Here is a 24040-nt window from a genome sequence, read left to right as displayed (position 1 = left end):
ATCCGGGAACAGTCGTTTCGCCGAGCCGTCCGTCACCTCGCCGGCCGGCGGGCTTTCGCGCCCAGCACGGCCAGCTCCAACGTCCGCGCGACGTCAGCCGGGCTCACCACACCCACGAGCGCGCCGTCCGCCACGACCAGAGCGAGGTCCTGCCCCGGGCGCCCGCCGATCCGGCCGAGGACCGTCGTCAGCGGCGTCTCCGGCGTTGCCACCGGGCACACCGGCGGGCGGGCGCAGACGTCCTCGACCCGCGTGGCGGCGCGCTCCTGCTCCGGCACCCGGGCGAGCAGCGCCAGGCTGACCACGCCGACCGGACGGCCGTCGAACCCGACCACCGGGTAGGTGCGGAACCGGGCGGCCGCTGCCTGGTCGACGAACGCCTGGACGGTGAACCAGCCCGGCGCCGTCACCGGGACCGGTGTCATGATCTCGCCGAGCCGGATCCGCCCCAGCAGCTCGCGCGCCGGGCCCACGGCGAGTTCGGCCCGTGCGCTCAAGCCCAGGAACCAGCCGATGCCGGCCAGCCACAGCCCGGCGAAGCTGCCGGACCACAGTAGCCACGCGAATCCCAGTGCGGCGAGGACCAGCCCGAGGGCCTGCCCCGACCGGGCCGCCGCGGCCCGGGCCCGCCGCTTGTCGCCGGTACGCCGCCAGACGAGTGCCTGCAGTACCCGCCCGCCGTCCAGGGGTGCGCCGGGAAGCAGGTTGAACGCCGCCAGGACCAGGTTCGTCCAGCCCAGCCAGGCGAGCGTGACGCCGGTGGCGCCGGGCAGCGGCAACGATGCGCCGAGGAAGCCGGCCCCGGCCAGCAGGCTCGCCGCCGGGCCGGCGATCGCGACCGCGAACGCGGTGCGCGGTGTCGGGGCCTCTTCGGTCAGCTCCGTGCTGCCGCCGAACAGCCACAGTGTGACGCTCTCGACAGTGAGTCCGCGGTGCCGCGCGACCAGTGCGTGGCTGAGCTCGTGGACCAGCAGCGACGCCAGGAACACCACAGCCCCCACCGTCCCGGTCGCCCAGTAGACCAGCGGGGACCGGCCGGGCACCGCGTCCGGCAGCAGCGACCGGGACAAGAGCCAGGCCAGCAGGGCCATGGTCAGGAGCACGGACCAGTGCGCGCCGACGCGGATACCGGCCGGGCGCCCGAGCGGGAACGTGGCATGCATGCCTCGACCGTCCGCGCCCGGCCCCGATGCCCGCGAGGGCCGCACCGCCCCGGGGTGAGGGACCAAAGACCCCGGCTCCGCCGACGTCCGGCCGCAGCACGAACCGCCACCGTGTTCGTAGCTTCGGGGCATGCCCGGAACCAAGAAGCTCCCGCGCGCGGTCTACGAGCGTGAACTGCTGCGCCTGCAGGCCGAGCTGGTGAAGCTCCAGGAGTGGGTCCGGGCGGAAGGGGCCCGGCTGGTCGTGGTGTTCGAGGGCCGGGACGCCGCCGGCAAGGGCAGCACCATCAAGCGCGTCACCGAACACCTCAACCCCCGCGTGGTGCGGATCGCGGCGCTGCCCAGCCCGACCGAGCGCGAGCGGACGCAGTGGTACTTCCAGCGCTACATCGAGCACCTGCCCGCCGCGGGCGAGATCGTGCTGTTCGACCGCAGCTGGTACAACCGCGCCGGCGTCGAGCGGGTGATGGGGTTCTGCACTCCCGAGGAGCACCGGCGGTTCCTGCAGCAGTGCCCGATCTTCGAGCGCCTGCTCGTCGACGACGGCATCCTGCTCCGCAAGTACTGGTTCTCGGTCAGCCTCGACGAGCAGGAACGCCGGTTCCGCGCGCGGATCGGCGACCCGATGCGCCGCTGGAAGCTCTCCACCATCGACCTGCAGTCGGTGACGCACTGGGAGGACTACTCGCGGGCGAAGGACGACATGTTCGTGCACACCGACACCGCCGAATCCCCCTGGCACGTCGTAGAAAGCGAGGAGAAGCGACGCGGGCGGCTCAACATGATCGCGCACCTGCTCGCCAGCGTGCCCTACTACGAGGTGCCCCGCCAGGCGGTGTCGCTGCCGCCGCGGCCGGAACCGACCGGCTACTTCCGGCCCGACCGGCGGTTGCAGACCTACGTCCCCGACCACGCGGCGACCCTGTTGCCGCACTGAACAGGAGGAAAAACCATGGACGACAAGGAAAAGGCGGCCATCGAAGCCGACGCCCGCCGCGACGTCGCCGAGCGCGGGCGGCACGGCCCGAAGGTCGGCCGGTACCTGCACGTGGTCGAACAGCACGCGGTCAAGGAGAACGACGAGGACCTTCCCCCGGCCGCCGCGGACGAGCCGCGGCAGCCGGCGGGGGAGCGTCAGGGCTGATCGGCGCGCGTGTAGGCCGCGAGGGCCGGCTCTGCGGATCACTCATCCGGACCGGGTGTGCGCCGGCAGCACCATGCGGTGCGCGCGTCGACACGGCCGGCGCACGAGCTTGCCGAAGCCGGGGTCGTCGAACGCCGCGAAGTCGTCGGCCTCCACCCGGCGCCAGGTGATCACCGGCTTCCAGAACCTGCCCGCGACACCGAGCGAACTCGGCGCCCGGCCGGTCGCCGAGCAGGGTCCACTCGGAACGGCGTCGAGTTCGGCCGTCAGGCAGGCCACGCCAGCGTTCGATTAAGGCGCGCAGCCACCATCCCGCGGTGGCGCGCTGCGGAGTGGGTCTCCTTCCGGCGGTGGCGCGGACAGTCGGATTTGGTCCCCGGTGAAAGGGACTTCGGGCCCTGACCGGCGAGTACCCGCCCCACCCATGCTGAACCTCCCGGACTCCCAGGAGGAACTCATGACCGCGAACCGGCCGGTGCTCGCCGGGGTGGACGCCTCGGCATCGTCGTTGGCCGCCGTCCGCTGGGCCGCGCGGGAAGCGGGGCGGCGCGACACCACCCTGCGCCTGCTGCACGCCTGCATCTTCGAGGACACCCCCGCCCGCGAGCACGACGAGCTCCTGCTGGAGCACATCTACCGCTGGCTGCACCACGCGGCCGGGATCGCCCGTGACTGGGCGCCCGGCGTGCGGGTCGAGACGGTCGTCCGGCTCGGGCTCGCCGCCGAGCTGCTGCTCGAGGAGTCAGCGGAGGCGGCCTTGGTCGTCCTCGGCTCGCACGGCCTCGGCGGCCTGCGCGGCGCGCTGATCGGCTCCGTCGCCCTGCGCGTGGCCGCGGAGGCGCCGTGCCCCGTCGTCGTCGTGCCGGCACACCAGCCGGTCCGGACGGGGCCCGTCGTCGCGGGCATCGACCGCTCCGAATCCAGCGAGCACGCGCTGCGGTTCGCCTTCGAGGAGGCGGCGGCGACCCGGGCACCGGTGCTGGTCGTCCACGCCGGCGAAGACGACGCCGGGCTGGCGGCCCGCGTCGCCGGCCGGCGACGCGAGTACCCGGATCTCGAGGTCCGCACCCAGGTCGTGCCGGAGCGGGTCCCCGCCCGCGCGCTGCAGCACGCCGCCCCGGACGCCCGCCTGATCGTCATCGGAACGCGGGGCCGTGGCCCGGTCGCCGGCGGGATCCTCGGCTCGACCGGCAACACCCTGCTCGCGCACGCGGCCTGCCCGGTCGCCGTCGTGCACTGAAAGGAGCCGAAGTGAAGGCACGCGACATCATGACGAGGCCGGTGGTCCGGGTCGGACCCGCCACGCCGGTCCGCGAAGCCATCGTGCTGCTCACCGAACACTGTGTCGCGGCCTTGCCGGTCGTCGGCGAGGACGACGCGGTGCTCGGCGTGTTCACCGAAGCCGACGCGCTCCGCAGCGGGATCACCGGCGCGGCACCGGACGTGCTGGTGGCCACGATGATGACGACGCCGGCCGAGACCGTCCGGCTGGACACCGACGTCACCGAGATCGCCCGCCGCATGCTGGGTGACCGCCGCCGCAGCATTCCCGTCACCGACGACGACGGTGTCCTCGTCGGCATCGTCAGCCGCCGCGACATGCTCAGCCCGCTGGTGCGCCAGGACGACTCGATCGCCTCGCACCTCAACGCGCTGCTCACGGACTACTGCGGGCACCGCGACCGGTGGGCGGTTTCGGTCACCGGCGGCATGGTGACCGTCCGCGGCGCCTTCACCGACGAGGCCGAGCGCCGGGTCGTGACGGCGCTGGCGAAGACGGTCTACGGCGTCGTCGGGGTCGAGCTGTGGGAGGAAGCGTCGGTGCGGACATGAAGGTCCTCGTCGCGGTGGCCACCCGGCACGGGGCCACCAGGGAGATCGCCGAAAGCGTGGCCGCCGCGCTCGGCACCGCGCTGACCGACGCCGGGGTTGCGGTCGCAGGTCGAGGTCCGCGACGCGGGCCTCGTGCACTCGGTCGAGGGGCTCGACGCCGTGGTCCTCGGCAGCGCCGTCTACCTGGGACATTGGCTGGAGCCGGCGAGAAAGCTGGCCGAGTCCTTCGCGGACGAGCTTGGCCGGGTGCCGGTCTGGCTGTTCTCCAGCGGCCCGGTCGGCGAACAGAGGCGCCCGGCCGAAGAGCCGGTCGTCGTCGAGGACCTGGTGCGGCGGCTGAACGCCCGCGGGCACCGCCTGTTCGGGGGCCGGATCGACCGCCGCACCCTCGAGTTCCCCGAACGCGCCGTCGTGGCGGCGTTGCGGGTCGCAGACGCCGACAACCGGGACTGGCCCACGATCCGCGCCTGGGGCCGCGAGATCGGGACGAGCCTCGCCCGCCTGGAAAGGAGCGTGTCATGACCGACTACCCGGTCCGCGTCGAGGCGACGCTGGACGAACCGCTGTCCCGCGGGCTGTGGCTGGTGAAATGGCTGCTGGCCATCCCGCACTACCTCGTGCTGGCGTTCCTGTGGTTCGCCTACGCGTTCGTCACGATCGCGGCCTTCTTCGCGATCCTCGTCACCGGCCGCTACCCGCGGCCGCTGTTCGAGTTCACCACCGGCGTGCTGCGCTGGAGCTGGCGGGTGCACTACTACTCCTACGCCGCGCTCGGGACCGACCGCTACCCGCCGTTCACCCTGGCCGACGTCCCGGACTACCCGGCCCGGCTCGAGATCGCCTACCCGGATCGGCTTTCGCGTGGCCTGGTGCTGGTTAAGTGGTGGCTGCTGGCCATCCCGCACTTCATCGTCGTCGGCCTGTTCGTCGGCGGCGGCACCTGGCTGGCGTCCCGCACCGGCGACGGCACCTTCAACTGGGCAGCCGGCGGTCTCGTCGGCGTGCTGGTCGTGGTGGCCGGCGTCGTGCTGCTGTTCACCGGTCGCTACCCGCGGCCGATCTTCGACTTCGTCCTCGGCATGGACCGCTGGGCGCTGCGCGTGGCGGCCTACGTGTCGCTGATGACCGACGCGTACCCGCCCTTCCGGCTCGACATGGGCGGCGCCGAGGCCGGCCACGAGCCGCCGCACCCGCAGCCGCCCCACCCGCACGCCACCGGCTGGACCGCCGGGCGGATCGCCGCCGCGGTCACCGGCGCCGTGCTGGTGCTCGGCTCGATGGGCCTGGTCACCGGCGGCGCGGCCGCGCTGTGGGCCGACCGCACCCAGCGCGACGCGGACGGCTACCTCAGCGCCTCTTCCACGTTCGTCTCCGGCGGGTACGCCGTGGCCACCGATCCGGTGCGGCTGGAGGGCGTGTCGGTACCGAAGCTCGAGAGCTTCGTCGGAGACGTCCGGATCCGGGTGACGGACACCGGCGGCCGCCCGGTCTTCGTGGGCATCGGCCGCACGGACGCGGTCGAGCGCTACCTGGCCGCGACCGAGTACACGACCGCGGGCAACCGCACGCACCTCGGCGGCGCTCCGGCCGCCCCGCCCGGCGATGCCGGGGTGTGGATCGCCAGTGCGTCCGGCGCGGGCACGCAGACCGTCGCGTGGCCGGTGTCGACCGGGCAGTGGACCGCCGTGGTGATGAACGCGGACTCCTCGCGCGGGATCTCCGTGCGGGCCGAGGCGGGGGCGACCGCGCCCGGCCTCGGCTGGGTCGCACTGGCGCTGCTGGTGTCCGGTCTCGTGGTGCTGGCGGGCGGAGTCGTCCTGATCGCCGTGGCCGCGCACCGGGCCTCGCAGCGCCCGGCGGCCGCTGAACCATCCACTGTGGACGTCTGAGGAAGGGGCGATCATGCACGCACAGCCGGGCGACTGGCTCGTCGTCAAGGGACCGTGGGTCGACGCGCCCGAACAGCGTGGCCGGATCCTCGAGGTCCACTCACCCGACGGGGCACCGCCGTACGTCGTCCGCTGGACGGCCGACGACCACGTCTCGACGGTTTTCCCCGGTCCGGACGCGATCGTGGTGACCGCCGAGGAGGAACAGGCCGCCGAAGCCCGCGCCCGCACCCGGTTCGACCGGGTCCGGCGGTTCATCCACGAGGAGGACGGCCATGTCCGGGTTCGTTGACGGCGCCGTCGTCGCCGGGATCGACGGCTCGGGCTCGGCGGTCCAGGCCGCGGTGTGGGCCGCCGCGGAGGCCGTCCGCCGCGGGCGGCCACTGCGCCTGGTCCAGGTCTACGCACTGCCGCAGGTCAAGGCGCCCGTCGCGTTCGGCACGCACGAGCGGGTCCGGGCCGGGCTGGCCGAGCGAGCCGAGGGCTGGCTGGCCGACGCGAAAGCCGGGGTGCTCGCCGAGCACCCCGGCCTGGAGGTGATCACCGCGGCCCGCGAGTGGAGCCCGGTCACGGCGCTGGTCCAGGAGTCGCAGCACGCCGAGCTGATCGTGCTCGGCTCGCGCGGGCTGGGTGGCTTCACCGGCCTGCTCGTCGGCTCGACCGCCGTGGCGGTGGCCGCGCACACGCACTGCCCGATCGTCGTCGTCCGGGGCCGGACCCCGCACGAGCCACCGCGGCGCACCGGGCCGGTGGTCGTCGGCTCCGACGGTTCGCCCGACAGCGAGGCCGCGCTCGCCTTCGCCTGCGAAGAGGCCCGGCTGCGCGACACGGCGCTGGTCGCCGTGCACACGTGGAGCGACGTGCTCGCGGACGGCATGCTCCGCCCGCACCCGCTGCGCGAAGACCCGGCCGAGATCGAAGCCGCCGAGCGCGGCAGGCTGGCCGATCAGGTGGCCGGCTGGCAGCGCAAGTACCCGGAGCTGCCGATCGAACTGGAGGTCGTGCGCGGCCGCCCGGTGCGCACGCTGCTGGAACGCGGCGACCGCGCGCAGCTGGTGGTGGTCGGCTGCCGCGGCCGCGGCGGGTTCACCGGCATGCTGCTCGGCTCGACGAGCCAGGCGCTGATCGCCCACTCGCCGTGCCCGGTGGCGGTCGTGCGGCCCCAGCCGACCGGGAGCGGGACGTGACCACCACCGCCCGGACCCGCGCCACGATGCGCCTGCTGGCGACTTTCGAAAGCCTGCTCGCCGCGAGCGCGGTGTACGGCGGCGTCTCGCTGATCGCCCGGGCGCCGGGATTCGCGATGCCGGTCGAGTGGCTGGCACCGCTCGGGCTGACCAGCTGGGTGCTGCCCGGCTTCGCGCTCGTGCTCGTCGTCGGCGGGTCGCTGGCCGCGGCGTCGGTGTTCGCCTGGCGGAGCGACTTCCGCGCGCCGGCCGCGGCCTTGGCCGCCGGTGCGGTGCTCACCGGATGGCTGGCGATCCAGTTCGGCGTGATCGGAGTCCGTGCCCCCGTCCAGTGGGTGACCGTGGGCCTGCTGGCGGTGCTGATCGGGCTCGCGCTGCTGGCCCGGCACCGGCTGGTGGCGTCATGAGCGAGCTTGCGAGCGAATCATTCGACACTGCGCGGTCCGCTCAGGCCGCACCGAGCGTCAGCGAGGTGTGCGCATGAGCGCCACCGTCACCAGCCTGCACGAGACCGAGTTCTTCGACACCGACTCGCTGCGGCTGCTGCGGCACGGCCTCACGCTGGGCATCCAGGCCGGCCGGTGGTGCCTCGACACCCCCGACGGGCCGATCAGCCTGACCGGTTCGGACCGCGGGGTACCGCCGACCCTGTCCCGGCTCGTGCGCGCCTACACCCGCGACGACCGGCTGGTCCCGGTCGCGCGGCTCCGCGGTGGCCGGGAGGAGCTGCGGGCCCGCCTCGGCGACCGGATCGCGGTGCCGCTCCGGCCGTGCGACGGCTCGGCCCGAAGCGTGGTCCTGGAGTACGTGCGCACGCAGATCGCCGCGCTGGCCGCCGCGGACCTGGCCGTCCGGCGGGGAATGCCCGATTCGGTGCACCGGCTGCGCGTCGCCGCGCGACGGCTGCGCGCGGTCTTCGCCGCCTACGCGCCGGTGCTGGGCGGCCGGAAGCTGCTGAAGGAGTTCGGCGGGGCCCTGCGCCGGCTGGGCGGGGAGCTCGCGCCCGCCCGGGACACCGAGGTGCAGTGGGCGCGGTCCCGGGGCTGGGCGCACGAGCGGACGGACGCGTACTTCGCGCAGCTCACCGAGGACGCCAACGCCCGCGTGCGGCGCGCACTCGACAGCTACCGGTACCTGCAGCTGCTGAACGCCCTCGACGTGCTCGAAGTGGTGCTCGCCGAACAGCCGCGCCACGAGTGGCCCAAAGCCGCCCACCGTCCGGCGGCGAAGGTGCTGCCCCGGCTGGCGCGCGCGGTGGCCGAGGACGTGGACGGGCGGATCGCCGCCCTGGCCGCGGCACCCGACCGGGAGCGCGCCGTCCACGACATCCGGAAGGCCGCCAAGCGGCTCCGGTACGCCCTCGAAGCGGGAGCGGCCGTCATCGCGGTGGACGGGCCGGCGCTTCGAGCCTTCCAGGACCTCCTCGGCGAGTTCCAGGACGCCGTGGTCGCCCGCGGGCACCTGCGCGTCCTCCAGGCGCGCCACGGCGGGTTCGACGCGGTCTTGGCGGCCGAGGCGGAGACGGCCGAGCGGTGCGCGGAGGAGCTGCCCGCGGCGTGGTGCCGCATCGACTTCGGTCCTTTGTGGACATGACGGGCGAAGGGACGTAAGTCCCTGCGACCGGTGACCGATGACGGCGGTGGCCGGGGACCGGCCTTCCTAGATTGGTGGGGACCGGAAAGGAATTCCCGATGCGAGCACGCGACCTGATGACCTCGCCGGTGATCACCGTGCACCCGTGGACGTCCGCCAAGGAGGCGGCCGAGCTGCTGGCGGCGCACGGCTTCACCGCACTGCCGGTGGCCGACGACGACGACCGCCTGGTCGGCATCGTCACCGAGGCCGACCTGATCCGCGGCCGCATCCCGGCCGACCCCCGGTACGTCCACGAACCCGTCGAACCCGCCGCCGGCAAGACGGTCGGCGACCTGATGACCACTCCGGTCACCGCGATGAGCACCGGCACCGACGTCGCCGACCTGTGCCAGGCGCTGGTGGACGCCCGGATCCGGGCGATGCCGATCGTCGACGGCTCGGCCGTCGTCGGCATCGTCACCCGCGGCGACGTCGTGCGGGTGCTCGCCCGGGACGACACCGAGATCGCCCGGGACGTCAAGCACCGCCTGGAGATCTACGGCGGCACCGGCCGCTGGCACGTCGACGTCCACGACGGGCTCGTGCACATCACCGACCAGTTCGACGACGACTCCGACCGGCACGTCGCCCAGCTGCTGGCGCTCGCCGTGCCGGGCGTCGTCGCCGCCGAAACCGCGTACGCGGGTGAGGAGCAGACACGATGACCGCCAACGATCCGAGGATCACCGTCGGCGTGGACGGCTCGGCCGGCTCGGCCGCCGCCGTCAGGTGGGCGGCGGAACTCGCCTCCCGGCGCCACCTCCAGCTGAAGATCGTGCACGGCCTGCAGGTCGCCGGCCTCTACTACGGCGGCGGGATGACCGGCATCGGCGCGGCGACGCTGTTCGAGGCGGTCCAGAAGGACGGCGAACGCGCCATCGCCGACGCCCGCGCCCTCGCCGCGTCGATCGACGAGGACCTGGTCATCGGCACGGACCTGCCCAACGATCCGCCGGTGCCGATGCTGATCGAGGAGTCCCGGCACGCCCGGATGCTCGTCGTCGGCCGGACCGGCACCGGCGGGTTCACCGGCATGCTGGTCGGCGGAACCGCGGCCACGGTCGCCGCCCACGCGCACTGCCCGGTCGCCGTCGTCCGGGGGCGCCACGACTCGACGGCCGTCCCCGGCGCCGGCCCGGTGGCGGTCGGCATCGACGGCAGCCCGAACAGCGAGCAGGCCATCGCCGTGGCGTTCGAGGAGGCCTCGCTGCGCGGCGTCCCGCTGGTCGCGGTGCACGCCTGGAACGACATCGTCTACGAGGACACGCGTGGCACCGCCCGGATCCTGACCCAGCCCGAAAGCCTCGAAGAAGGCGAAGACCGGTTGCTGACCGAGCGGCTCGCCGGCTGGCCGGAGAAGTACCCGGACGTCGAAATCCGGCGCGTCCTCGTACGCGACCGGCCCCGGCACGCGCTGCTGCGGATCTCCGAGGAGGCGCAGCTGGTCGTCGTGGGCAGCCGCGGGCGCGGTGGCTTCACCGGCATGCTGCTGGGCTCGACGAGCCAGGCGCTGGTCCAGCACGCCGAGTGCCCGGTGCTCGTGGTCCGCCCGGAGCGGAAGGCGTGACCGCCGTCGAAGCTCGTCCGGAGGTGCTGGGCGGCACCGAGCTGGCCCAGGTGGACGCCCTCTGGCGGGCCGCGAACTACCTCTCGGCCGGCCAGATCCACCTGATGGCGAACCCGTTGCTGCGCGAGCCGCTGCGGCCGGAGCACGTCAAGCCGCGGCTGCTCGGGCACTGGGGAACCTCACCCGGCCTGAACTTCGTCTACGCGCACCTGAATCGCGCGATCTTGGCTCACGACCTGAACGCGATGCTGGTCACCGGCCCGGGCCACGGCGGCCCGGCGTTGTTGGCCAACACTTGGCTCGAAGGCAGCTACACCGAGGCGTGGCCCGAGGTGACGCGGGACGCCGCCGGGATGGCCGAGCTGTTCCGGCAGTTCTCCTTCCCCGGCGGCGTGCCGAGCCACGTGGCCCCGCAGGTGCCCGGGTCGATCCACGAAGGCGGCGAGCTGGGTTACTCGCTCGCGCACGCCTTCGGGGCCGCGTTCGACAACCCCGGCCTGCTCGTCGCCTGCGTGGTCGGGGACGGCGAAGCCGAGACCGGGCCGCTGGCGACGTCCTGGCACGCCAACAAGTTCCTCGACCCGGCCCGCGACGGCGCGGTGCTGCCGATCCTGCACCTCAACGGCTACAAGATCGCCAACCCGACGGTGCTCTCCCGCATCGCCCCGGCCGAGCTGGACGCCCTGCTGCGCGGCTACGGCTACGAACCCCTCTACGTCGAGGGCAGCGACCCGGAGCCGATGCACCAGGCGATGGCGGCGGCGCTCGATGCGGCCGTCGCCACCCTGGCCGAGCGGCGCGGGGTGTGGCCGATGATCGTGCTGCGCAGCCCCAAGGGCTGGACCGGACCGTCCGTTGTGGACGGAAAGCCGGTGGAGGGGACGTGGCGGTCGCACCAGGTACCGCTCGCCGAGGTCCGGCACAACGCGGGCCACCGGAAGCAGCTGGAGGAGTGGCTGCTGTCCTACCGCCCCGCGGAGCTGTTCGACGAGTCCGGCCGCCCGGTCGCCGACGTCACGGCGATGATCCCGGTGGGGGACCGGCGGATGGGCGCGAACCCGCACGCCAACGGCGGCGTGCTGCTGCGGCCGCTGCCCCTGCCGGACACCGCGGCCCACGCGGTGCCGGTACCGAGCCCGGGCGCGACGGTGGCCGAGCCCACCCGGGTGCTGGGCCGGTTCCTGCGGGACGTCTTCGCGCTCAACGCCGACCGGGCGAACTTCCGCCTGTTCGGCCCGGACGAGACGGCGTCCAACCGGCTCGACGCGGTCTACGACGTCACCGCCAAGGAGTGGCAGGCCGCGGTCGAACCGGTGGACGAGCACCTGGCGCGCGACGGCCGCGTGCTCGAAGTGCTGTCGGAGCACCTGTGCCAAGGCTGGCTGGAGGGTTACCTGCTGTCGGGCCGGCACGGGCTGTTCTCCTGCTACGAGGCGTTCGTGCACATCGTCGACTCGATGGTCAACCAGCACATCAAGTGGCTGCGCGTGCACCGGCAGATTCCGTGGCGGCGCCCGGTCGCGTCGCTGAACTACCTGCTCACCTCGCACGTCTGGCGACAGGACCACAACGGGTTCTCCCACCAGGACCCCGGGTTCGTCGACCACGTGGCGAACAAGAGCGCCGAGGTCGTGCGGGTGTACTTCCCGCCGGACACGAACACGCTGCTGGAGGTCGCGGCGCACTGCCTGCTTTCCCGCGACTACGTGAACGTCGTGGTCGCGGGCAAGAACGACACGCCGAACTGGCTCGACGCCGAGCAGGCCGCGCTGCACTGCAGCCGTGGCGTGAGCATCTGGGACTGGGCGAGCACGCACACCGACCGCGAGCCCGACGTCGTCCTCGCCTGCGCGGGCGACGCTCCCACGCTGGAGGTCATGGCCGCGGCGAAGATCCTGCGGCAGGAGCTGCCTTCGCTCGCCGTCCGGGTGGTCAACGTCGTGGACCTGATGCGCCTGCAGCCGGAGTCCGAGCACCCGCACGGCCTTTCGGACCGCGAGTTCGACGCGCTGTTCACCCCGGACCGCCCGGTGATCTTCGCCTACCACGGTTATCCGTGGCTGATCCACCGCTTGGCGTACCGTCGCACCAACCACGCGGGGATGCACGTGCGCGGCTACACCGAGCACGGGACCACGACGACGCCGTTCGACATGCTGGTGCTCAACCACCTGGACCGCTTCCAGCTGGTGATCGACGTGCTCGACCGAGTGTCGGGCTTGGCGGCGACGGCCGGGGTGCTGCGGCAGCGGATGACCGAGGCGCAGGGGCGGCACCGCCGGTACATCCGCGCCCACGGCGAGGACCTGCCGGAGATCCGGCACTGGACCTGGGAGGGCTGAGACGTGAGCGCCGCGGCCGTCCTGGCCGCGGCGATCGCGATCACCCTGGTCTTCGACTTCACCAACGGCTTCCACGACTCGGCCGACTCGGTGGCCGCGCTGGTCGCGACCCGCGCGGCCACCCCGGGTGCGGCCCTGCTGCCGGCGGCCGCCTGCCACGTCGCCGGGCCGCTGCTGGCGGGGACGACGGTCGCCGACACCGTCGGCGGGGTGGTCCGGCTGCCGGCCGAGGATGTGCTGCCCGCGGTCGGCGCGGCCGTCACCGCCGGCATCACCTGGAACCTGCTCACCTGGTGGCGGGGCCTGCCGTCCAGTTCGTCGCACGCGCTGGTCGGCGGCCTGGTCGGGGCGAGCGGGTTCGCCGGCGTCCGCTGGGGCGGGATCGACGGGTTCCACGTCTCCGGCGTGCTCGGCGTCCTGGCCGGGCTGGCGCTGTCGCCGGTCCTGGGTGCCGGCCTCGGTGCGGCCGCCGACCTGCTGGTGCGGCGGGCGTTGCGCCGGCGCGCGGCGCGGGGTGGACACCGTGCTGCGGCGGGCGGAGTGGCTGACCGCCGGAGCGCTGGCGTTCAGCCACGGCGCGAACGACGCCCAGAAGTCCATAGGGGTCATCACGCTGCTGCTGGTCGCGACCGGGCACCTCGAGGTCTTCGCCGTCCCGCTGTGGGTCAAGCTCGCCGCGGCGGTGGCCCTGACCCTCGGCACCGCGTCCGGGGGCTGGCGCGTCGTCCGGACGGTCGGGCGCGGCATCTACCGGATGCGGCCGGCCGACGGACTGGCGAGCCAGGGCAGCTCGGCCGCGGTCATCCTCGCCGCCGCGGCGGCCGGGGCGCCGGTCAGCACGACCCACGTCGTCGCCGCCTCGGTGGTCGGCGCCGGCGCGAGCCGCCGCGTCCGCCACGTGCGGTGGGCCGTGGTGGGGGAAATCTGTTCCGCGTGGCTGGTCACCCTGCCGGCGTGCGCCGTGCTGGGGGCCGCCGCGCTCCCGTTGTGGAGGTGGTGGGCATGAGGTTGCCCAAGACGTGGTTCCTGCCGCACAACCCGGACGTGCTCGGGTTGCTGCGCGACCAGGCCGACACGGTCGGCGACCTGCTGACGGCGCTGGCGGGCTGGGCCCGCGGCCTGCCGACCGGCGGGGAGTTGCACACGCCGCTGCTGGTGCAGTCGCCCGAGCGCCGGCACGTGCTGCTGGCCGTGCGGGAGGCGTTCAGCACGCCGATCGAGGCCGAGGACGTGTTCGAGCTGGCCGAGCGGCTCGGGGAGATCGCCGACGCGGCGTACATGCTCGTGCGTGAGTCCGATCTGTCCCGCACCCCGCCGGACGACCACCTGACGGCGATGGTCCTCACCGTGGTGACCGCCTTCGACATGCTGCACAAAGCGCTGGACACCCTGCCGCACAACGAAGCCGCGGGAGAAGCCGACGCGGCACTGTCCACTTTGGAAGCCGCGGAACACGCGTACCGCCGGGCGATCGCGGGGCTGGAGACCGAGCCGGACCCGCGCCGCGAGATGCGCTTGCGCGAGCTGTACCGGCGGGCCGAGCACCTCGCGCTGGCGGTCCAGCGGCTGGGCCGGCGCACCTGGTACGCCGTCTGCAAGATCTCCTGAAGATCGTTCACCGGATCGTCGCACCACAGGGCTTGACGGCCGCCCCCTCCGTCGCGGCAAACTGGAGGACTGCCGCGCAGGGCGAGCGGGGTGGTGGGTGTGAACCGAGCGAATGACGACCAGGATGGGCTGACGTTCCCGGACCTGCCGAGGATGGAGCTGGACCAGCTATTGGGTCAGCTCGTCGAACGGGCGCAGGAAGTGATGGGCACCCAGGGCCGGTTGCGGGGCCTGCTGCGGGCGAACCAGGAGGTCGCCGGTGACCTCGCGTTGCCGACGCTGCTGCGCCGGATCGTCGAAGCGGGCCGAGAGCTGCTCGGTGCCCGGTACGCCGCGCTCGGGGTGATCGGCACCGACGGGCAGCTCACCGAGTTCGTGCACGTCGGCATGGACGACGAGACGGTGGCCCTGGTGGGCCGGCTGCCCGAGGGCAAAGGCCTGCTCGGGGCCGTCGTGGAGGATCCGAGGCCGATCCGGTTGGCGAGGATCGCCGACGACTCGCGCTCCTCGGGCTTCCCGGCCGAGCACCCGCCGATGCGCACCTTCCTCGGCGTGCCGGTCCGGGTGCGGGGTGTCGTGTTCGGCAACCTCTACCTCACCGAGTGCCGGCACGGCGAGTTCAGCGACGAAGACGAGCAGCTGGCGCTCGCGCTGGCCGCGACCGCGGGCCAGGCCATTGCCAACGCGCGGCTCTACGAGACCGCCCGCAAGCAGCAGGAATGGCTCAAGGCGTCGGCCGCGATCACGCGGGAGCTGCTCGCGGTGCAGAACGGGCGGTCGCTGGAGCTGATCACCGGATACACCCTCGATCTGGCGGAGGCGGACCTGGTGACGGTGTTGCGTCCCGACGGGGAGCGTCTCCGCATCGAGGTCGCCGTCGGCGACGGTGCCGCCGAACTGGTGGGGGAGGCCGTCGACCTCGTCGGCACGATGGCCGGTCAGGTCTTCACCGAGGGCGAGCCGCTCCTGGCGTCGTGGACCGATTGGCAGTCCCGGACGGGCGGCCGGCCGCCGCAGCGGACCGATCTCGATGCGGCGCTCCTGGTCCCGCTGACCGCGGCCGGCGAGGTGAACGGTGTGCTCACCGCGGCCCGGAAGGTGGGCCGCCCGGGCTTCACCGGCGACGACCTGGGGATGGCGGCCGGGTTCGCCGGCCAGGCGTCGCTGGCGATCGAGCTGGCCGACGCCCGCGCCGAGCAGCAGCGCAACGAGCTGTACGACGAGCGCGACCGTATTGCGGCGGAGCTGCACAGCGACGTGGTGCAGCGGCTGTTCGGCATCGGCCTGTCCCTGCAGACGACGGCAGGTGCGGCCCGCTCGGAGGCGGTGGCCCGCCGGGTCCGCACGGCGATCACCGACATCGACGCGGTGATCACCCGGGTTCGCGAGACGGTATTCGAGCTGGACGACGTCCTGCCCCGCCGTACGGAGAGCATCCACGAGCGGGTGCTGGAGGCGCTCGCGGACCCCGGGCTCACCACGTCGACGGAATTCTCCGGGAAGCTCGACGGCCTTCCGGCGGAGCTGACCGACGAACTGCTCACGGCGCTGCGGGCCGGGTTGGCGCTGATCGCCGACGGTACCGGCGCGGCCTCGGTCCGGGTGTCGGTGCGGTCGGGTGCGGACCGGCTGACGCTTTCCCTGGTGCACGACGGCAGCCCGGCCGAGCACGGCCCGGCCGAACTCGCCGGGACAGCAGCCCGGCCGAGGTGCGGCTTGGGAGGTGCGGGCCGGCGAACTGGTGTGGTGGGTTCCGCTGCGGCCGGGCTGACGCGGTCAGCGCACGCCGGCCGCGCCGCCGGAGGCGTCGATCGCCGGCAGCTCGGCGAACTCCGCCGGCCGATGCGTCACCACCAGCGCCGACCGGCCCTCGGTCGCCTTCAGGACATCGGCCGCCAACGCCGCGGCCGTCGGGGCGTCCAGGTGGGCCGTCGGTTCGTCCAGCAGCAGGATCGGGCGGTCCGACAGCAACGCGCGGGCCACGCCCAGGCGCTGACGCTCGCCTCCGGACACCGGTGTTCCGTGCGTGCCCAGCGCCGTGTCGAGACCCTCCGGCAGATCTGACAGCCACCGCGAAAGCTGGGCCCGGCCCAGCGCGGCCTCCAGCGACGCGTCCGAGGCGGACGGGCAGGCCAAGCGGAGGTTCTCCCGCAGCGTGCTGTCGAACAGGTGCGTCTCCGGGCCGCACCAGGCGATGCGTGACCGGACCGAGTCGCCGTCGCAGGTCAGTGTGTTCGTCTCGGCCAGCAGGATGCGGCCCGCCGAGGGGTCGAGGTAGCGCATCAGCGCCGCGATCACCGTGCTCTTGCCCGCGCCCGACCGACCGGTCAACGCGAGACGGCGGCCGTCGCCGAGGCGCAGGTTCACGCCCTGGACCGCGTCGGACGGCGCACCCGGCCAGCGGACCGACAGCTGCTCGGCCGCCAGGCGGCCGGCCGCCGGGGCGAGAGCGGTGGCCGGAGCGCACGGCGCGGGAAGGACGTCCAGCTCGGCGAGCCGGCGTGCGGAGCCGGACGCGCCGAGCAGCCGCTGGGCCGCTTCCGGGAGCCCGGCCACCAGTTCGGCCGTGGCCAGCGGCGTCAGCGCCAGCACCGCCAGTGCCGGGCCGGGGACCGCCGCCAGGATGCCCAGCGCCAGGCACGTCACCGACGTCAGCCCGACGCCGAGCGCGGCGATCCCGCCACCCAGGCCGCGCCACACCGCCGACCGGCGCTGGGACGCCGTCAGGAGAGCGTCGAGTTCGCGCAGTCTCGACTGCCGCCGGGTCGCCGCATCGTGCGTGATCAGGTCGGCTGACGCCTGCAGCAGCTCCACCGTCCCGGCGGTCAGGTCCGCGCGCAGCCGCGCCGTCGAGCGCAGCGCCCGGCGAGCGGCCGCGGCCGCGACCACCGGCGCCAGCAGGCCGGCGATCGCGAAACCCGCAGCCGCCGGAAGAAGAGCGCCGGGCAGGATGACGCCGAGGGTGACCGCGGTCGCCGTCAGCACCAGGAACGTCGACACGCCCGGGACCAGGCCGCGGACCAGGACGTCCTGCTGGCTGTCCACATCGGACACCAGCCGGTGCAGCAGGTCGCCGCGCCGCAGCCGGGCGGTGCCCGCCGGGCCGATCCGGACCAGCTGCGCCCACACCCGCACCCGCAGCTCCGCGAGGGCACGCAGCGCCACGTCGTGGGACACCAGCCGCTCGAGGTAGCGGAAGAGGCCCTTGGCCAGGCCGAACGTCCGGACCGCGACGATCGCCACCATCAGGCTCAGCACCGGCGGGTGCAGGGCCGCGCTCGCGATCAGCCACGACGACGTCGCGGTGAGGGCGACCCCGCAGCCCAGCGCGGCCGTCGCGGCCAGGCAGGCCAGCGCCAGCCGCAGCCGGTGCGGCCGGACCGCCTCGCGCAACGGCCGCCACTTCGCCACGTCCACAGTGGACGGGGAAACGACCGGAGCCGCGGCCGGTCGGGAAACCGGCCGCGGCGAAACGGCGTCCGGGACGGCGGGGAGGACGACCGGCTCGCCGAGCGAGATCACCCGGTCGCAGCGGGCCAGCACCGCCGGGTGGTGGCTGACCAGCACCGCGGTCCGTCCGGCGAGCACCTTCGGGAGCCGTTCCAGGATGGCGGCCTCGGTCTCCGCGTCGACGCCCTCGGTGGGTTCGTCCAGCAGGATGAGCGGCCGGTCGAGCAGCACCGCCCGGGCCAGCGCGACGCGGCGGCGCTGCCCGGTCGACAGCCCGGCACCGAGTTCACCGACCACTGTGGACAGCGGGACGTCGAGCGCCGCGGTGTCCGCGGCGGCGAGTACGGCGTCCTCGGTCGCGTCGGGGCAGCCCAGGCGGATGTTCTCGGCCACCGTCCCGGCGACCAGGTGCGGCTGCTGCGGCACCCAGGCCAGGTGCCGGTGCCAGGTCGCCCGGCCGACGTCGGCGAGGTCGGTGCCGCCGACCAGGATCCGGCCGCCGTCGGGCCGCCGCCAGCCCAGGAGCAGGTCGAGCAGGGTCGACTTGCCCACCCCGCTCGGCCCGGTCAGGCCGACCACCTCGCCGGGCGGCAGGCGCAGGCTGAAGCCGTCGAGGATCGGCCCGGACCGGCCCTCGACCGTGACGTCCTCGCAGCGCAGAGCCACGCGGGTGAGATCGGGGACCGGGCGGGTGCCGGTGTCGTCGGACGGCGTGTCGGCCAGCGCGATGATCTCCTCGGCCGCGGCGAGCCCCTCGGCGCTGTCGTGGAACCGGGCGCCGACCGCTCGCAGCGGCAGGTAGATCTCCGGGGCGAGGATCAGCACGACGAGCGCGGTCTGCAGGTCCAGTTCCCCGGCCAGCAGCCGCAGGCCGATCGACACGGCGACGACCGCCACCGACAGCGTCGCCAGCAGCTCCAGGGCCAGTGCGGAGAGGAACGCGACGCGCAGCGTCCGCATGGTGTGCTTGCGGTACTGCCCGGTGATCTCCCGCAGCGACCGGATCTGCGCGCGGGCGCGGCCGAACGCGGTGAGTTCCGCGAGGCCGGCGACCAGGTCGAGGAAGTGGTTCCCCAGCACGGACAAGGTCTTCCACTGTCGCTGCACGTCACGCTGGGTGTAGCGCCCGATGAGGATCATGAACACCGGGATGAGCGGCACGGTCAGACCGGCGATCACCGCGGCGACCCAGTCGGCGGCCAGGATCCGCACGCCGACGACGAGCGGGACGACCGCCGCGATCAGCAGTTGCGGCAGGTAGCGCGCGAAGTAGCCGTCCAGGCGGTCGACGCCGTGCGTGGCCAGGGCGGCGACCTCGGCGGGAGAGCGGCCGGCCCGCCGGGGGCCGATCCGCAGCGCGGCCGCGATCACCGTCTCGCGCAGCTGCGCAAGCGCACGGGCGGCCGCGCGGTGCGCGGTCGTCTCGGCCAGCCAGGTGATCCCGGCCCGGGCCACGACGACCGCGGTCAGCAGGCCGAGCGGCAGGACCAGGTTCCGGAGCCCGAAGCTGTCGAGGAAGGCCCACGTGATCGTCTTCGCGAGCAGCTCCGCCTGGGCGAGCACCAGCATGGCGGTGAGCACGCCCAGCGCGGCGCAGGCGAGGACGAACGGCCGGACCGCGCTTGCGTGACGGAGCAGCCGCGGGTCGAGCGGCCTCACCGGCGGCCCGCGGGCAGGCCGCCGCCGGCCGGGATCGAGGCCCGGCTGATCCGCTTGCGGAACACCCAGTACGTCCACGCCTGGTAGGCCAGCACGATCGGGGTGAACACGACCGCGACCCAGGTCATGATCTGCAGCGTGTACGGCGTCGAGGACGCGTTCGTGGTGGTCAGGCTGAACGCCGGGTCGGTCGTCGAGGGCAGCACGTCCGGGTACAGCGACCAGAACAGCGTGAAGGTGACCGCGATGATCGTGGCGGCGGTGCTCGCGAAGGCGAACCCGTCCCGCTCGCCGGCGGCGAACAGCACCGCCGCGACGAGCAGCAGCGCCGCGACGGCCGCCAACAGCCATGCCCAGCCGCCGTGTTCGACCGCGGTGTAGGCGAGGAAGACGCCGCCGAACACGATCGCCGTGCCGCCGAGCGCGCGGGCCAGCGTCCGCGCGCGGTCGCGCAGCGCGTCGGTCGTCTTCAGCGTCAGGAACACCGCGCCGTGGAAGGAGAACAGGCTGAGCGTGGCCAGCCCGCCGAGCAGCGCGTACGGGTTGAGCAGGGTGAAGAACGTGCCGGTGAAGTGGTGCTGAGCGTCGAGCGGGACGCCGTGGACGATGTTGCCGAACGCCACGCCCCACAGCAGGGCGGGCGCGGCGGAGGCGAACACGATGATCCAGTCCCAGGTGTTGCGCCAGCGCGGGCTGTCGAGCTTGCCGCGGAACTCGAACGCGACCCCGCGCAGGATCAGGGCGACGAGCACGAGCAGCAGCGCGAGGTAGAAGCCGGAGAACAGGCTCGAGTACCAGAGCGGGAAGGCGGCGAAGGTGGCGCCGCCGGCGACGAGCAGCCAGACCTCGTTGCCGTCCCAGACCGGGCCGATCGTGTTGATCAGCACCCGGCGGTCGGTGTCGTCGTGGCCGAGGACGCGCAGCAGCGTGCCGACGCCGAAGTCGAAGCCTTCGAGGACGAAGTAGCCGGTCCAGAGGACCGCGATGAGCAGGAACCAGATGTCGGTGAGGGCCATGGCGGTGCTCCGGCTCAGTAGGCGAAGGCCGCGGGGCGCGGCTCGTCGGACTCGGGTTCTGCGGCTTCCGGCGGTGGGGGACCGGCCTTGGCGTAGCGGACCATCAGCACGCCGTCGACGACCGCGAGCACGCCGTAGAGCAGGGTGAACACGATCAGCGAGGTCAGCACGCTGCCCGCGGAGACGGTCGGTGACACCGAGTCCGCCGTCTTGAGCACGCCGAACACCGACCACGGCTGGCGGCCCATTTCGGTGAAGATCCAGCCGACGCTGTTGGCCAGGTAGGGCAGGGCGATCCCGAGCGTGGCGACGGGGAAGAACCAGCGGGCGCGCGGGGTGCGGCCGCGGCGGAACAGCCAGAGGCCGACCAGGGAGATGAGCAGGCACAGGAAGCCGAAGCCGATCATCAGCCGGAAGGTCCAGTAGGCGACCGGGATGTCCGGCCGGTACTCGCCGGGCCCGTACTGCTGCCGCTCGGCGGCCTGCAGGTCGTTGATGCCCTCGACCCGGCCGTCGAACTTCCCGGTGGCCATGAAGGACAGCACGCCGGGGACGCGGATGCTGAACTTCTCCTGCGAGCCGTCGAGCGAGCCGATGGTGAACAGCGAGAACGACGCGGGGGCGACGGTGTCGTAGAGCGCTTCGGCGGCGGCCATCTTCATCGGCTGCTGCTCGGTCATCAGCCGGGCCTGCAGGTCACCGGTGACGATCACGCCGAGGCTGGCGATCAGCACCGTGACCAGGGCGAGTTTCATCGACGGACGGAAGACGTCGGCGTGCTTCTGCCGCCGGAACTGCCACGCGCTGATCCCGACGACGAACATCCCGGCGGTGAGGAAGCACGCGGTGATCGTGTGCGCGAAGGCGCCGACCGCGGTCGAGTTGGTGAGCACGGCGCCGAAGTCCTTGAGCTCGGCGCGGCCGGTGGCGGGGTTGACCGCGTAGCCGACGGGGTGCTGCATCCAGGAGTTGGCGGCGAGGATGAAGTACGCCGAGAGCAGGGTGCCGGTCGCGGCGAGCCAGATGGTGGCCAGGTGCAGCTTCTTCGGCAGCTTGTCCCAGCCGAAGATCCACAGGCCGAGGAACGTCGACTCGAGGAAGAAGGCGAGCAGGCCCTCGATGGCCAGCGGCGCGCCGAAGATGTCCCCGACGAACGTGCTGTAGTCCGACCAGTTCATCCCGAACTGGAACTCCTGCACGATGCCGGTCGCCACGCCCATGGCGAAGTTGATGAGGAACAGCTTCCCCCAGAACTTCGTCATCCGGCGGTAGCGGTCGTTCCCCGTGCGCACCCAGGCCGTCTGCATCCCGGCGACCAGGAACGACAGCCCGATGGTCAGCGGGACGAAGATGAAGTGGTAGACGGTGGTGATCCCGAACTGCCATCGGGCGAGGTCCAGGGCGTTCATCGGGGTTCTCCTGCTCGTTCGCGGGTCACCCGGCGAGCATCCGGTGCGCGGCCCGGCCCGGCTTAGGGTCTTTGGTCACTTCCCGGACGGTCCCGCGTCCCTGACGGTGAGGGACCTTGCGGTCGTACGCTGAGGCTGTCCGACCCGTCCTTGGGAGGTTTCCGTGCTTCGTGTGTTCCTGGTCGACGACCACGAGGTCGTCCGCCGTGGCGTGGCCGACCTGCTGGACGAGGACGAGAACCTCACGGTGGTCGGCCAGGCCGGCAGCGTGTCGCAGGCGCTGGCCCGGATCCCGGCGCTGAACCCGGACGTCGCGGTCCTGGACGTCCGCCTGCCGGACGGCAACGGCATCGAGCTGGCCCGCGAGCTGCGGTCCAAGCTGCCCGGGCTGAAGTGCCTGATGCTGACGTCCTACACCGACGAGCAGGCGATGCTCGACGCGGTGATGGCCGGGGCGAGCGGGTTCGTGATCAAGGACATCAAAGGCATGGACCTGGTCTCGGCGGTGCAGGACGTCGGCGCGGGCAAGTCCCTCCTCGACGCGCACGCCGCCGCGGCCCTGATGGCGAAGCTGCGCGACAGCCAGGCCAAGAAGGGCCCGCTGGCCGACCTCTCGGACCAGGAGCGGAAGCTGCTGGAGCTGATCGGCGAGGGGCTGACCAACCGGCAGATCTCGGAGCGGATGTTCCTGGCCGAGAAGACGGTCAAGAACTACGTCTCACGGCTGCTGACCAAGCTGGGCATGGAACGGCGCACGCAGGCGGCGGTGCTGGCCACCGAGCTGCGCAACCAGGGCTGAGCACCGCACCACCTCGCTGTCCACCGCGGTCGGCTCGGCGTCGTGGCCCGCCGGCACCGGGGATGCACTTCGCGACCCTGCAAGGGACGGGTCCACGAAGCATCCCTCCCCGGCGTTGCTCGCCGCCATCGCTTGCCGGCCGCGGCTCACCCCTTGTCGAGCGCGACCACCTGTTCCTGCGGGCCTGACGCCGCAACGCGTGTCGTTCAGGTGCTCAGCGCGGTGGGCTCCATCAGGACGTCCGCCAGCGACCGCCGTGGCGTCCACGGCACCGGGGCGCCGCGGCCCAGGCGCAGCACGATCTGCGGCCACAACCCACCACCGAGCAGTTGCCGCAGTTCGGTGCGGACCGCCGGGACCTCGACGGGCTGGGATATGAACGACGCGTCGAGCCCGGCCACGGTCGCGGTCAGCAGGACCCGCTGCATCGCCTGACCGGCCCGCAGCCGGTCGACGGGGGTGTCGTCGAACGAGCCGATGACCACGACCAGCGGCTCGGAGTCGTCCGGTCGGCCGCGCGTCCGGGAGCCGAAGTCGCGCAGCACCCAGCCGCCGTTGTTGGAGGGCATCGACCCGGCCGCGTACTCGGGGACGCCGTCGCGGCTGTCCGGACCACGTCCGGTCCACTGGTGCCACTCGGAGAGGAACGCCGGATCGGTCAGCTGGGCGTGGTGCCCTTTGTGGATCAATTCGCGCAGGCCCTCCAGTTGCTGCCCGCTCAGCCGCGGCAGCCACGCCTGCTCGACCTCGGCCGCGTGGCGCAGGTCGGCGACCACGGACGTCGGGATCGAGCCCGCCTCGAACGGCGTCCGGTTCGTGTGACGGCGGGGGATCGCGTCCGCCAGCTCGACCAGGCGGGGGTCGGGACGGCGGGCGGCGAACGGCCGGACCACGGCCAGCAGCGTCGGGTCGTCACGCCGGGGGAACAACGTCGTGGCCGGGTGGGCCCCGAGCGCCTGGATGGCCGTGCGCAGGTTGAACAGGGCGGCACCGCAGGAGAGCAGCAGCTCGCGCCGGTCCGCGTCGGCCACGGGCAGGGCGCGGTCCGGGTCGGCGTGCAGCTCCAGCCCGGCGTGGGTGCAGCGGAAACGCCAGGGCTGCGTATTGTGCGTCGACGGCGCCAGCACCGCAGCGCCGACGACGGACTTCACCTGATCGGGGTCCAGCAAGCCGATCGAAGTGATGGGTAGTGTCATGGTCTCCCCTTGGTGCCGCGGTGCGACACACTGTGGTTCCAAAGCTTGTTCCGACGGTCTCTCGTCTCGCGGTGCCGCGGAAAGGGGACAAAGTCACCGATGATGCGGAGGTCGTGGTGAGCGAAGCCGGGCAGGAGCCACGG

The 24040-nt window shown here is 73.2% G+C and carries 22 protein-coding genes and 2 pseudogenes; 18 read left to right on the top strand and 6 right to left on the bottom strand.

Annotated features, from left to right (window positions below):
• Window positions 1–32: 32 nt before the first annotated feature.
• A complete protein-coding gene (locus ABZX11_RS20495; protein ID WP_354914940.1) occupies window positions 33–1163 on the bottom strand; it encodes a site-2 protease family protein in 1131 nt (376 codons plus the stop codon).
• A 130-nt stretch (window positions 1164–1293) separates the two neighbouring features.
• Between ABZX11_RS20495 and ppk2 the strand changes: the two genes are divergently transcribed.
• Together ppk2 and ABZX11_RS20485 are read left to right on the top strand one after the other, a co-directional pair.
• Entirely contained in the window at window positions 1294–2100 is an 807-nt protein-coding gene (gene ppk2, locus ABZX11_RS20490; protein ID WP_176177132.1) for a polyphosphate kinase 2, read from the top strand.
• 15 nt (window positions 2101–2115) lie between these two features.
• On the top strand, window positions 2116–2307 hold the full coding sequence (locus tag ABZX11_RS20485; RefSeq protein WP_176177133.1) for a hypothetical protein: 192 nt from the start codon (window positions 2116–2118) through the stop codon (window positions 2305–2307).
• A gap of 42 nt (window positions 2308–2349) precedes the next feature.
• Here ABZX11_RS20485 and ABZX11_RS20480 read toward each other — a convergent pair whose 3' ends face one another.
• Window positions 2350–2586 carry a hypothetical protein gene (locus tag ABZX11_RS20480; RefSeq protein WP_354914936.1) on the bottom strand — a complete coding sequence of 79 codons (237 nt, stop codon included), beginning with the start codon at window positions 2584–2586 and terminating at the stop codon, window positions 2350–2352.
• A 178-nt stretch (window positions 2587–2764) separates the two neighbouring features.
• Here ABZX11_RS20480 and ABZX11_RS20475 point away from each other — a divergent pair, with 178 nt between their 5' ends.
• The 15 genes and pseudogenes from ABZX11_RS20475 to ABZX11_RS20405 form a co-directional block, all read left to right on the top strand.
• The gene (locus ABZX11_RS20475) at window positions 2765–3547 is read left to right on the top strand and encodes a universal stress protein (RefSeq protein WP_176177135.1); all 783 of its coding nucleotides are present in this window, start codon (window positions 2765–2767) and stop codon (window positions 3545–3547) included.
• A gap of 11 nt (window positions 3548–3558) precedes the next feature.
• A complete protein-coding gene (locus tag ABZX11_RS20470; RefSeq protein ID WP_176177136.1) occupies window positions 3559–4140 on the top strand; it encodes a CBS domain-containing protein in 582 nt (193 codons plus the stop codon).
• 132 nt (window positions 4141–4272) lie between these two features.
• Window positions 4273–4662 (top strand): flavodoxin domain-containing protein, encoded by a 390-nt coding sequence (locus tag ABZX11_RS20465; protein ID WP_354915348.1) that lies wholly within the window; start codon window positions 4273–4275, stop codon window positions 4660–4662.
• Window positions 4659–6029 carry a DUF4389 domain-containing protein gene (locus tag ABZX11_RS20460; RefSeq protein WP_354914931.1) on the top strand — a complete coding sequence of 457 codons (1371 nt, stop codon included), beginning with the start codon at window positions 4659–4661 and terminating at the stop codon, window positions 6027–6029. The genes ABZX11_RS20465 and ABZX11_RS20460 overlap by 4 nt, the downstream gene beginning before the upstream one ends.
• Window positions 6030–6042: 13 nt before the next feature.
• Window positions 6043–6321 (top strand): DUF1918 domain-containing protein, encoded by a 279-nt coding sequence (locus ABZX11_RS20455; protein WP_176177140.1) that lies wholly within the window; start codon window positions 6043–6045, stop codon window positions 6319–6321.
• Window positions 6305–7216: a universal stress protein gene (locus tag ABZX11_RS20450; protein WP_354914928.1), complete on the top strand. Its 912-nt coding sequence runs from the start codon at window positions 6305–6307 to the stop codon at window positions 7214–7216. The genes ABZX11_RS20455 and ABZX11_RS20450 overlap by 17 nt, the downstream gene beginning before the upstream one ends.
• Window positions 7213–7623, top strand: coding sequence for a hypothetical protein (locus tag ABZX11_RS20445; protein ID WP_354914925.1), 411 nt, complete (start codon window positions 7213–7215; stop codon window positions 7621–7623). The genes ABZX11_RS20450 and ABZX11_RS20445 overlap by 4 nt, the downstream gene beginning before the upstream one ends.
• A 73-nt stretch (window positions 7624–7696) precedes the next feature.
• On the top strand, window positions 7697–8809 hold the full coding sequence (locus ABZX11_RS20440) for a CHAD domain-containing protein (protein WP_354914922.1): 1113 nt from the start codon (window positions 7697–7699) through the stop codon (window positions 8807–8809).
• A gap of 98 nt (window positions 8810–8907) precedes the next feature.
• Window positions 8908–9516 (top strand): CBS domain-containing protein, encoded by a 609-nt coding sequence (locus tag ABZX11_RS20435; RefSeq protein ID WP_176177144.1) that lies wholly within the window; start codon window positions 8908–8910, stop codon window positions 9514–9516.
• Window positions 9513–10418: a universal stress protein gene (locus ABZX11_RS20430; protein ID WP_354914918.1), complete on the top strand. Its 906-nt coding sequence runs from the start codon at window positions 9513–9515 to the stop codon at window positions 10416–10418. Before ABZX11_RS20435 ends, ABZX11_RS20430 begins: the two co-directional genes overlap by 4 nt.
• Window positions 10415–12760, top strand: coding sequence for a phosphoketolase family protein (locus tag ABZX11_RS20425; protein ID WP_354914915.1), 2346 nt, complete (start codon window positions 10415–10417; stop codon window positions 12758–12760). The genes ABZX11_RS20430 and ABZX11_RS20425 overlap by 4 nt, the downstream gene beginning before the upstream one ends.
• 3 nt (window positions 12761–12763) lie before the next feature.
• Window positions 12764–13246 (top strand): annotated as a pseudogene (locus ABZX11_RS20420) (inorganic phosphate transporter); the annotation flags it as partial.
• Window positions 13209–13766, top strand: a complete 558-nt coding sequence (locus ABZX11_RS20415; RefSeq protein ID WP_354915345.1) for an inorganic phosphate transporter — start codon at window positions 13209–13211, stop codon at window positions 13764–13766. The pseudogene ABZX11_RS20420 and the gene ABZX11_RS20415, both read left to right, overlap by 38 nt.
• Window positions 13763–14368, top strand: coding sequence for a hypothetical protein (locus ABZX11_RS20410; RefSeq protein WP_354915364.1), 606 nt, complete (start codon window positions 13763–13765; stop codon window positions 14366–14368). Before ABZX11_RS20415 ends, ABZX11_RS20410 begins: the two co-directional genes overlap by 4 nt.
• A gap of 153 nt (window positions 14369–14521) precedes the next feature.
• Window positions 14522–15763, top strand: a pseudogene (locus ABZX11_RS20405) (GAF domain-containing protein); the annotation flags it as partial.
• A gap of 381 nt (window positions 15764–16144) precedes the next feature.
• Here the strand turns inward: ABZX11_RS20405 and cydD are convergent.
• The 3 genes from cydD to ABZX11_RS20390 are packed head-to-tail and all read right to left on the bottom strand — an operon-like array spanning window position 16145 to window position 21902.
• Window positions 16145–19477 (bottom strand): thiol reductant ABC exporter subunit CydD, encoded by a 3333-nt coding sequence (gene cydD / locus ABZX11_RS20400; protein WP_354914912.1) that lies wholly within the window; start codon window positions 19475–19477, stop codon window positions 16145–16147.
• Window positions 19474–20493, bottom strand: coding sequence for a cytochrome d ubiquinol oxidase subunit II (gene cydB, locus ABZX11_RS20395; RefSeq protein ID WP_354914910.1), 1020 nt, complete (start codon window positions 20491–20493; stop codon window positions 19474–19476). Before cydB ends, cydD begins: the two co-directional genes overlap by 4 nt.
• A 14-nt stretch (window positions 20494–20507) precedes the next feature.
• Window positions 20508–21902, bottom strand: a complete 1395-nt coding sequence (locus ABZX11_RS20390; protein WP_354914908.1) for a cytochrome ubiquinol oxidase subunit I — start codon at window positions 21900–21902, stop codon at window positions 20508–20510.
• Between the two features lie 163 nt (window positions 21903–22065).
• On the opposite strand from ABZX11_RS20390, the gene ABZX11_RS20385 reads away from it, so the two are divergent.
• A complete protein-coding gene (locus ABZX11_RS20385; RefSeq protein ID WP_176177152.1) occupies window positions 22066–22701 on the top strand; it encodes a response regulator transcription factor in 636 nt (211 codons plus the stop codon).
• A 206-nt stretch (window positions 22702–22907) separates the two neighbouring features.
• Here the strand turns inward: ABZX11_RS20385 and ABZX11_RS20380 are convergent, their stop codons facing one another.
• Complete coding sequence (locus ABZX11_RS20380) at window positions 22908–23897, bottom strand: nitroreductase family protein (protein WP_176177153.1); 990 nt, start codon at window positions 23895–23897, stop codon at window positions 22908–22910.
• Between the last annotated feature and the right edge of the window lie 143 nt (window positions 23898–24040).

It is taken from the genome of Amycolatopsis sp. NPDC004169, from assembly GCF_040610315.1.
GTDB lineage: Bacteria > Actinomycetota > Actinomycetes > Mycobacteriales > Pseudonocardiaceae > Amycolatopsis.
Note: the sequence above shows the minus strand (reverse complement) of the source record. Positions and strands in the feature narration are given on the sequence as shown.

What these genes read in the sequence shown, in the direction of transcription:
- ABZX11_RS20460 (WP_354914931.1), top strand. Translation starts at nt 4,659, where the DNA reads ATGACCGACTACCCGGTCCGCGTCGAGGCGACGCTGGACGAACCGCTG.
- ABZX11_RS20440 (WP_354914922.1), top strand. Translation starts at nt 7,697, where the DNA reads ATGAGCGCCACCGTCACCAGCCTGCACGAGACCGAGTTCTTCGACACC.
- ABZX11_RS20450 (WP_354914928.1), top strand. Translation starts at nt 6,305, where the DNA reads ATGTCCGGGTTCGTTGACGGCGCCGTCGTCGCCGGGATCGACGGCTCG.
- ABZX11_RS20390 (WP_354914908.1), bottom strand. Translation starts at nt 21,902, where the DNA reads ATGAACGCCCTGGACCTCGCCCGATGGCAGTTCGGGATCACCACCGTC.
- ABZX11_RS20475 (WP_176177135.1), top strand. Translation starts at nt 2,765, where the DNA reads ATGACCGCGAACCGGCCGGTGCTCGCCGGGGTGGACGCCTCGGCATCG.
- ABZX11_RS20380 (WP_176177153.1), bottom strand. Translation starts at nt 23,897, where the DNA reads ATGACACTACCCATCACTTCGATCGGCTTGCTGGACCCCGATCAGGTG.
- ABZX11_RS20410 (WP_354915364.1), top strand. Translation starts at nt 13,763, where the DNA reads ATGAGGTTGCCCAAGACGTGGTTCCTGCCGCACAACCCGGACGTGCTC.
- cydB (WP_354914910.1), bottom strand. Translation starts at nt 20,493, where the DNA reads ATGGCCCTCACCGACATCTGGTTCCTGCTCATCGCGGTCCTCTGGACC.
- ABZX11_RS20485 (WP_176177133.1), top strand. Translation starts at nt 2,116, where the DNA reads ATGGACGACAAGGAAAAGGCGGCCATCGAAGCCGACGCCCGCCGCGAC.
- ABZX11_RS20455 (WP_176177140.1), top strand. Translation starts at nt 6,043, where the DNA reads ATGCACGCACAGCCGGGCGACTGGCTCGTCGTCAAGGGACCGTGGGTC.
- ABZX11_RS20435 (WP_176177144.1), top strand. Translation starts at nt 8,908, where the DNA reads ATGCGAGCACGCGACCTGATGACCTCGCCGGTGATCACCGTGCACCCG.
- ppk2 (WP_176177132.1), top strand. Translation starts at nt 1,294, where the DNA reads ATGCCCGGAACCAAGAAGCTCCCGCGCGCGGTCTACGAGCGTGAACTG.
- ABZX11_RS20430 (WP_354914918.1), top strand. Translation starts at nt 9,513, where the DNA reads ATGACCGCCAACGATCCGAGGATCACCGTCGGCGTGGACGGCTCGGCC.
- ABZX11_RS20495 (WP_354914940.1), bottom strand. Translation starts at nt 1,163, where the DNA reads ATGCATGCCACGTTCCCGCTCGGGCGCCCGGCCGGTATCCGCGTCGGC.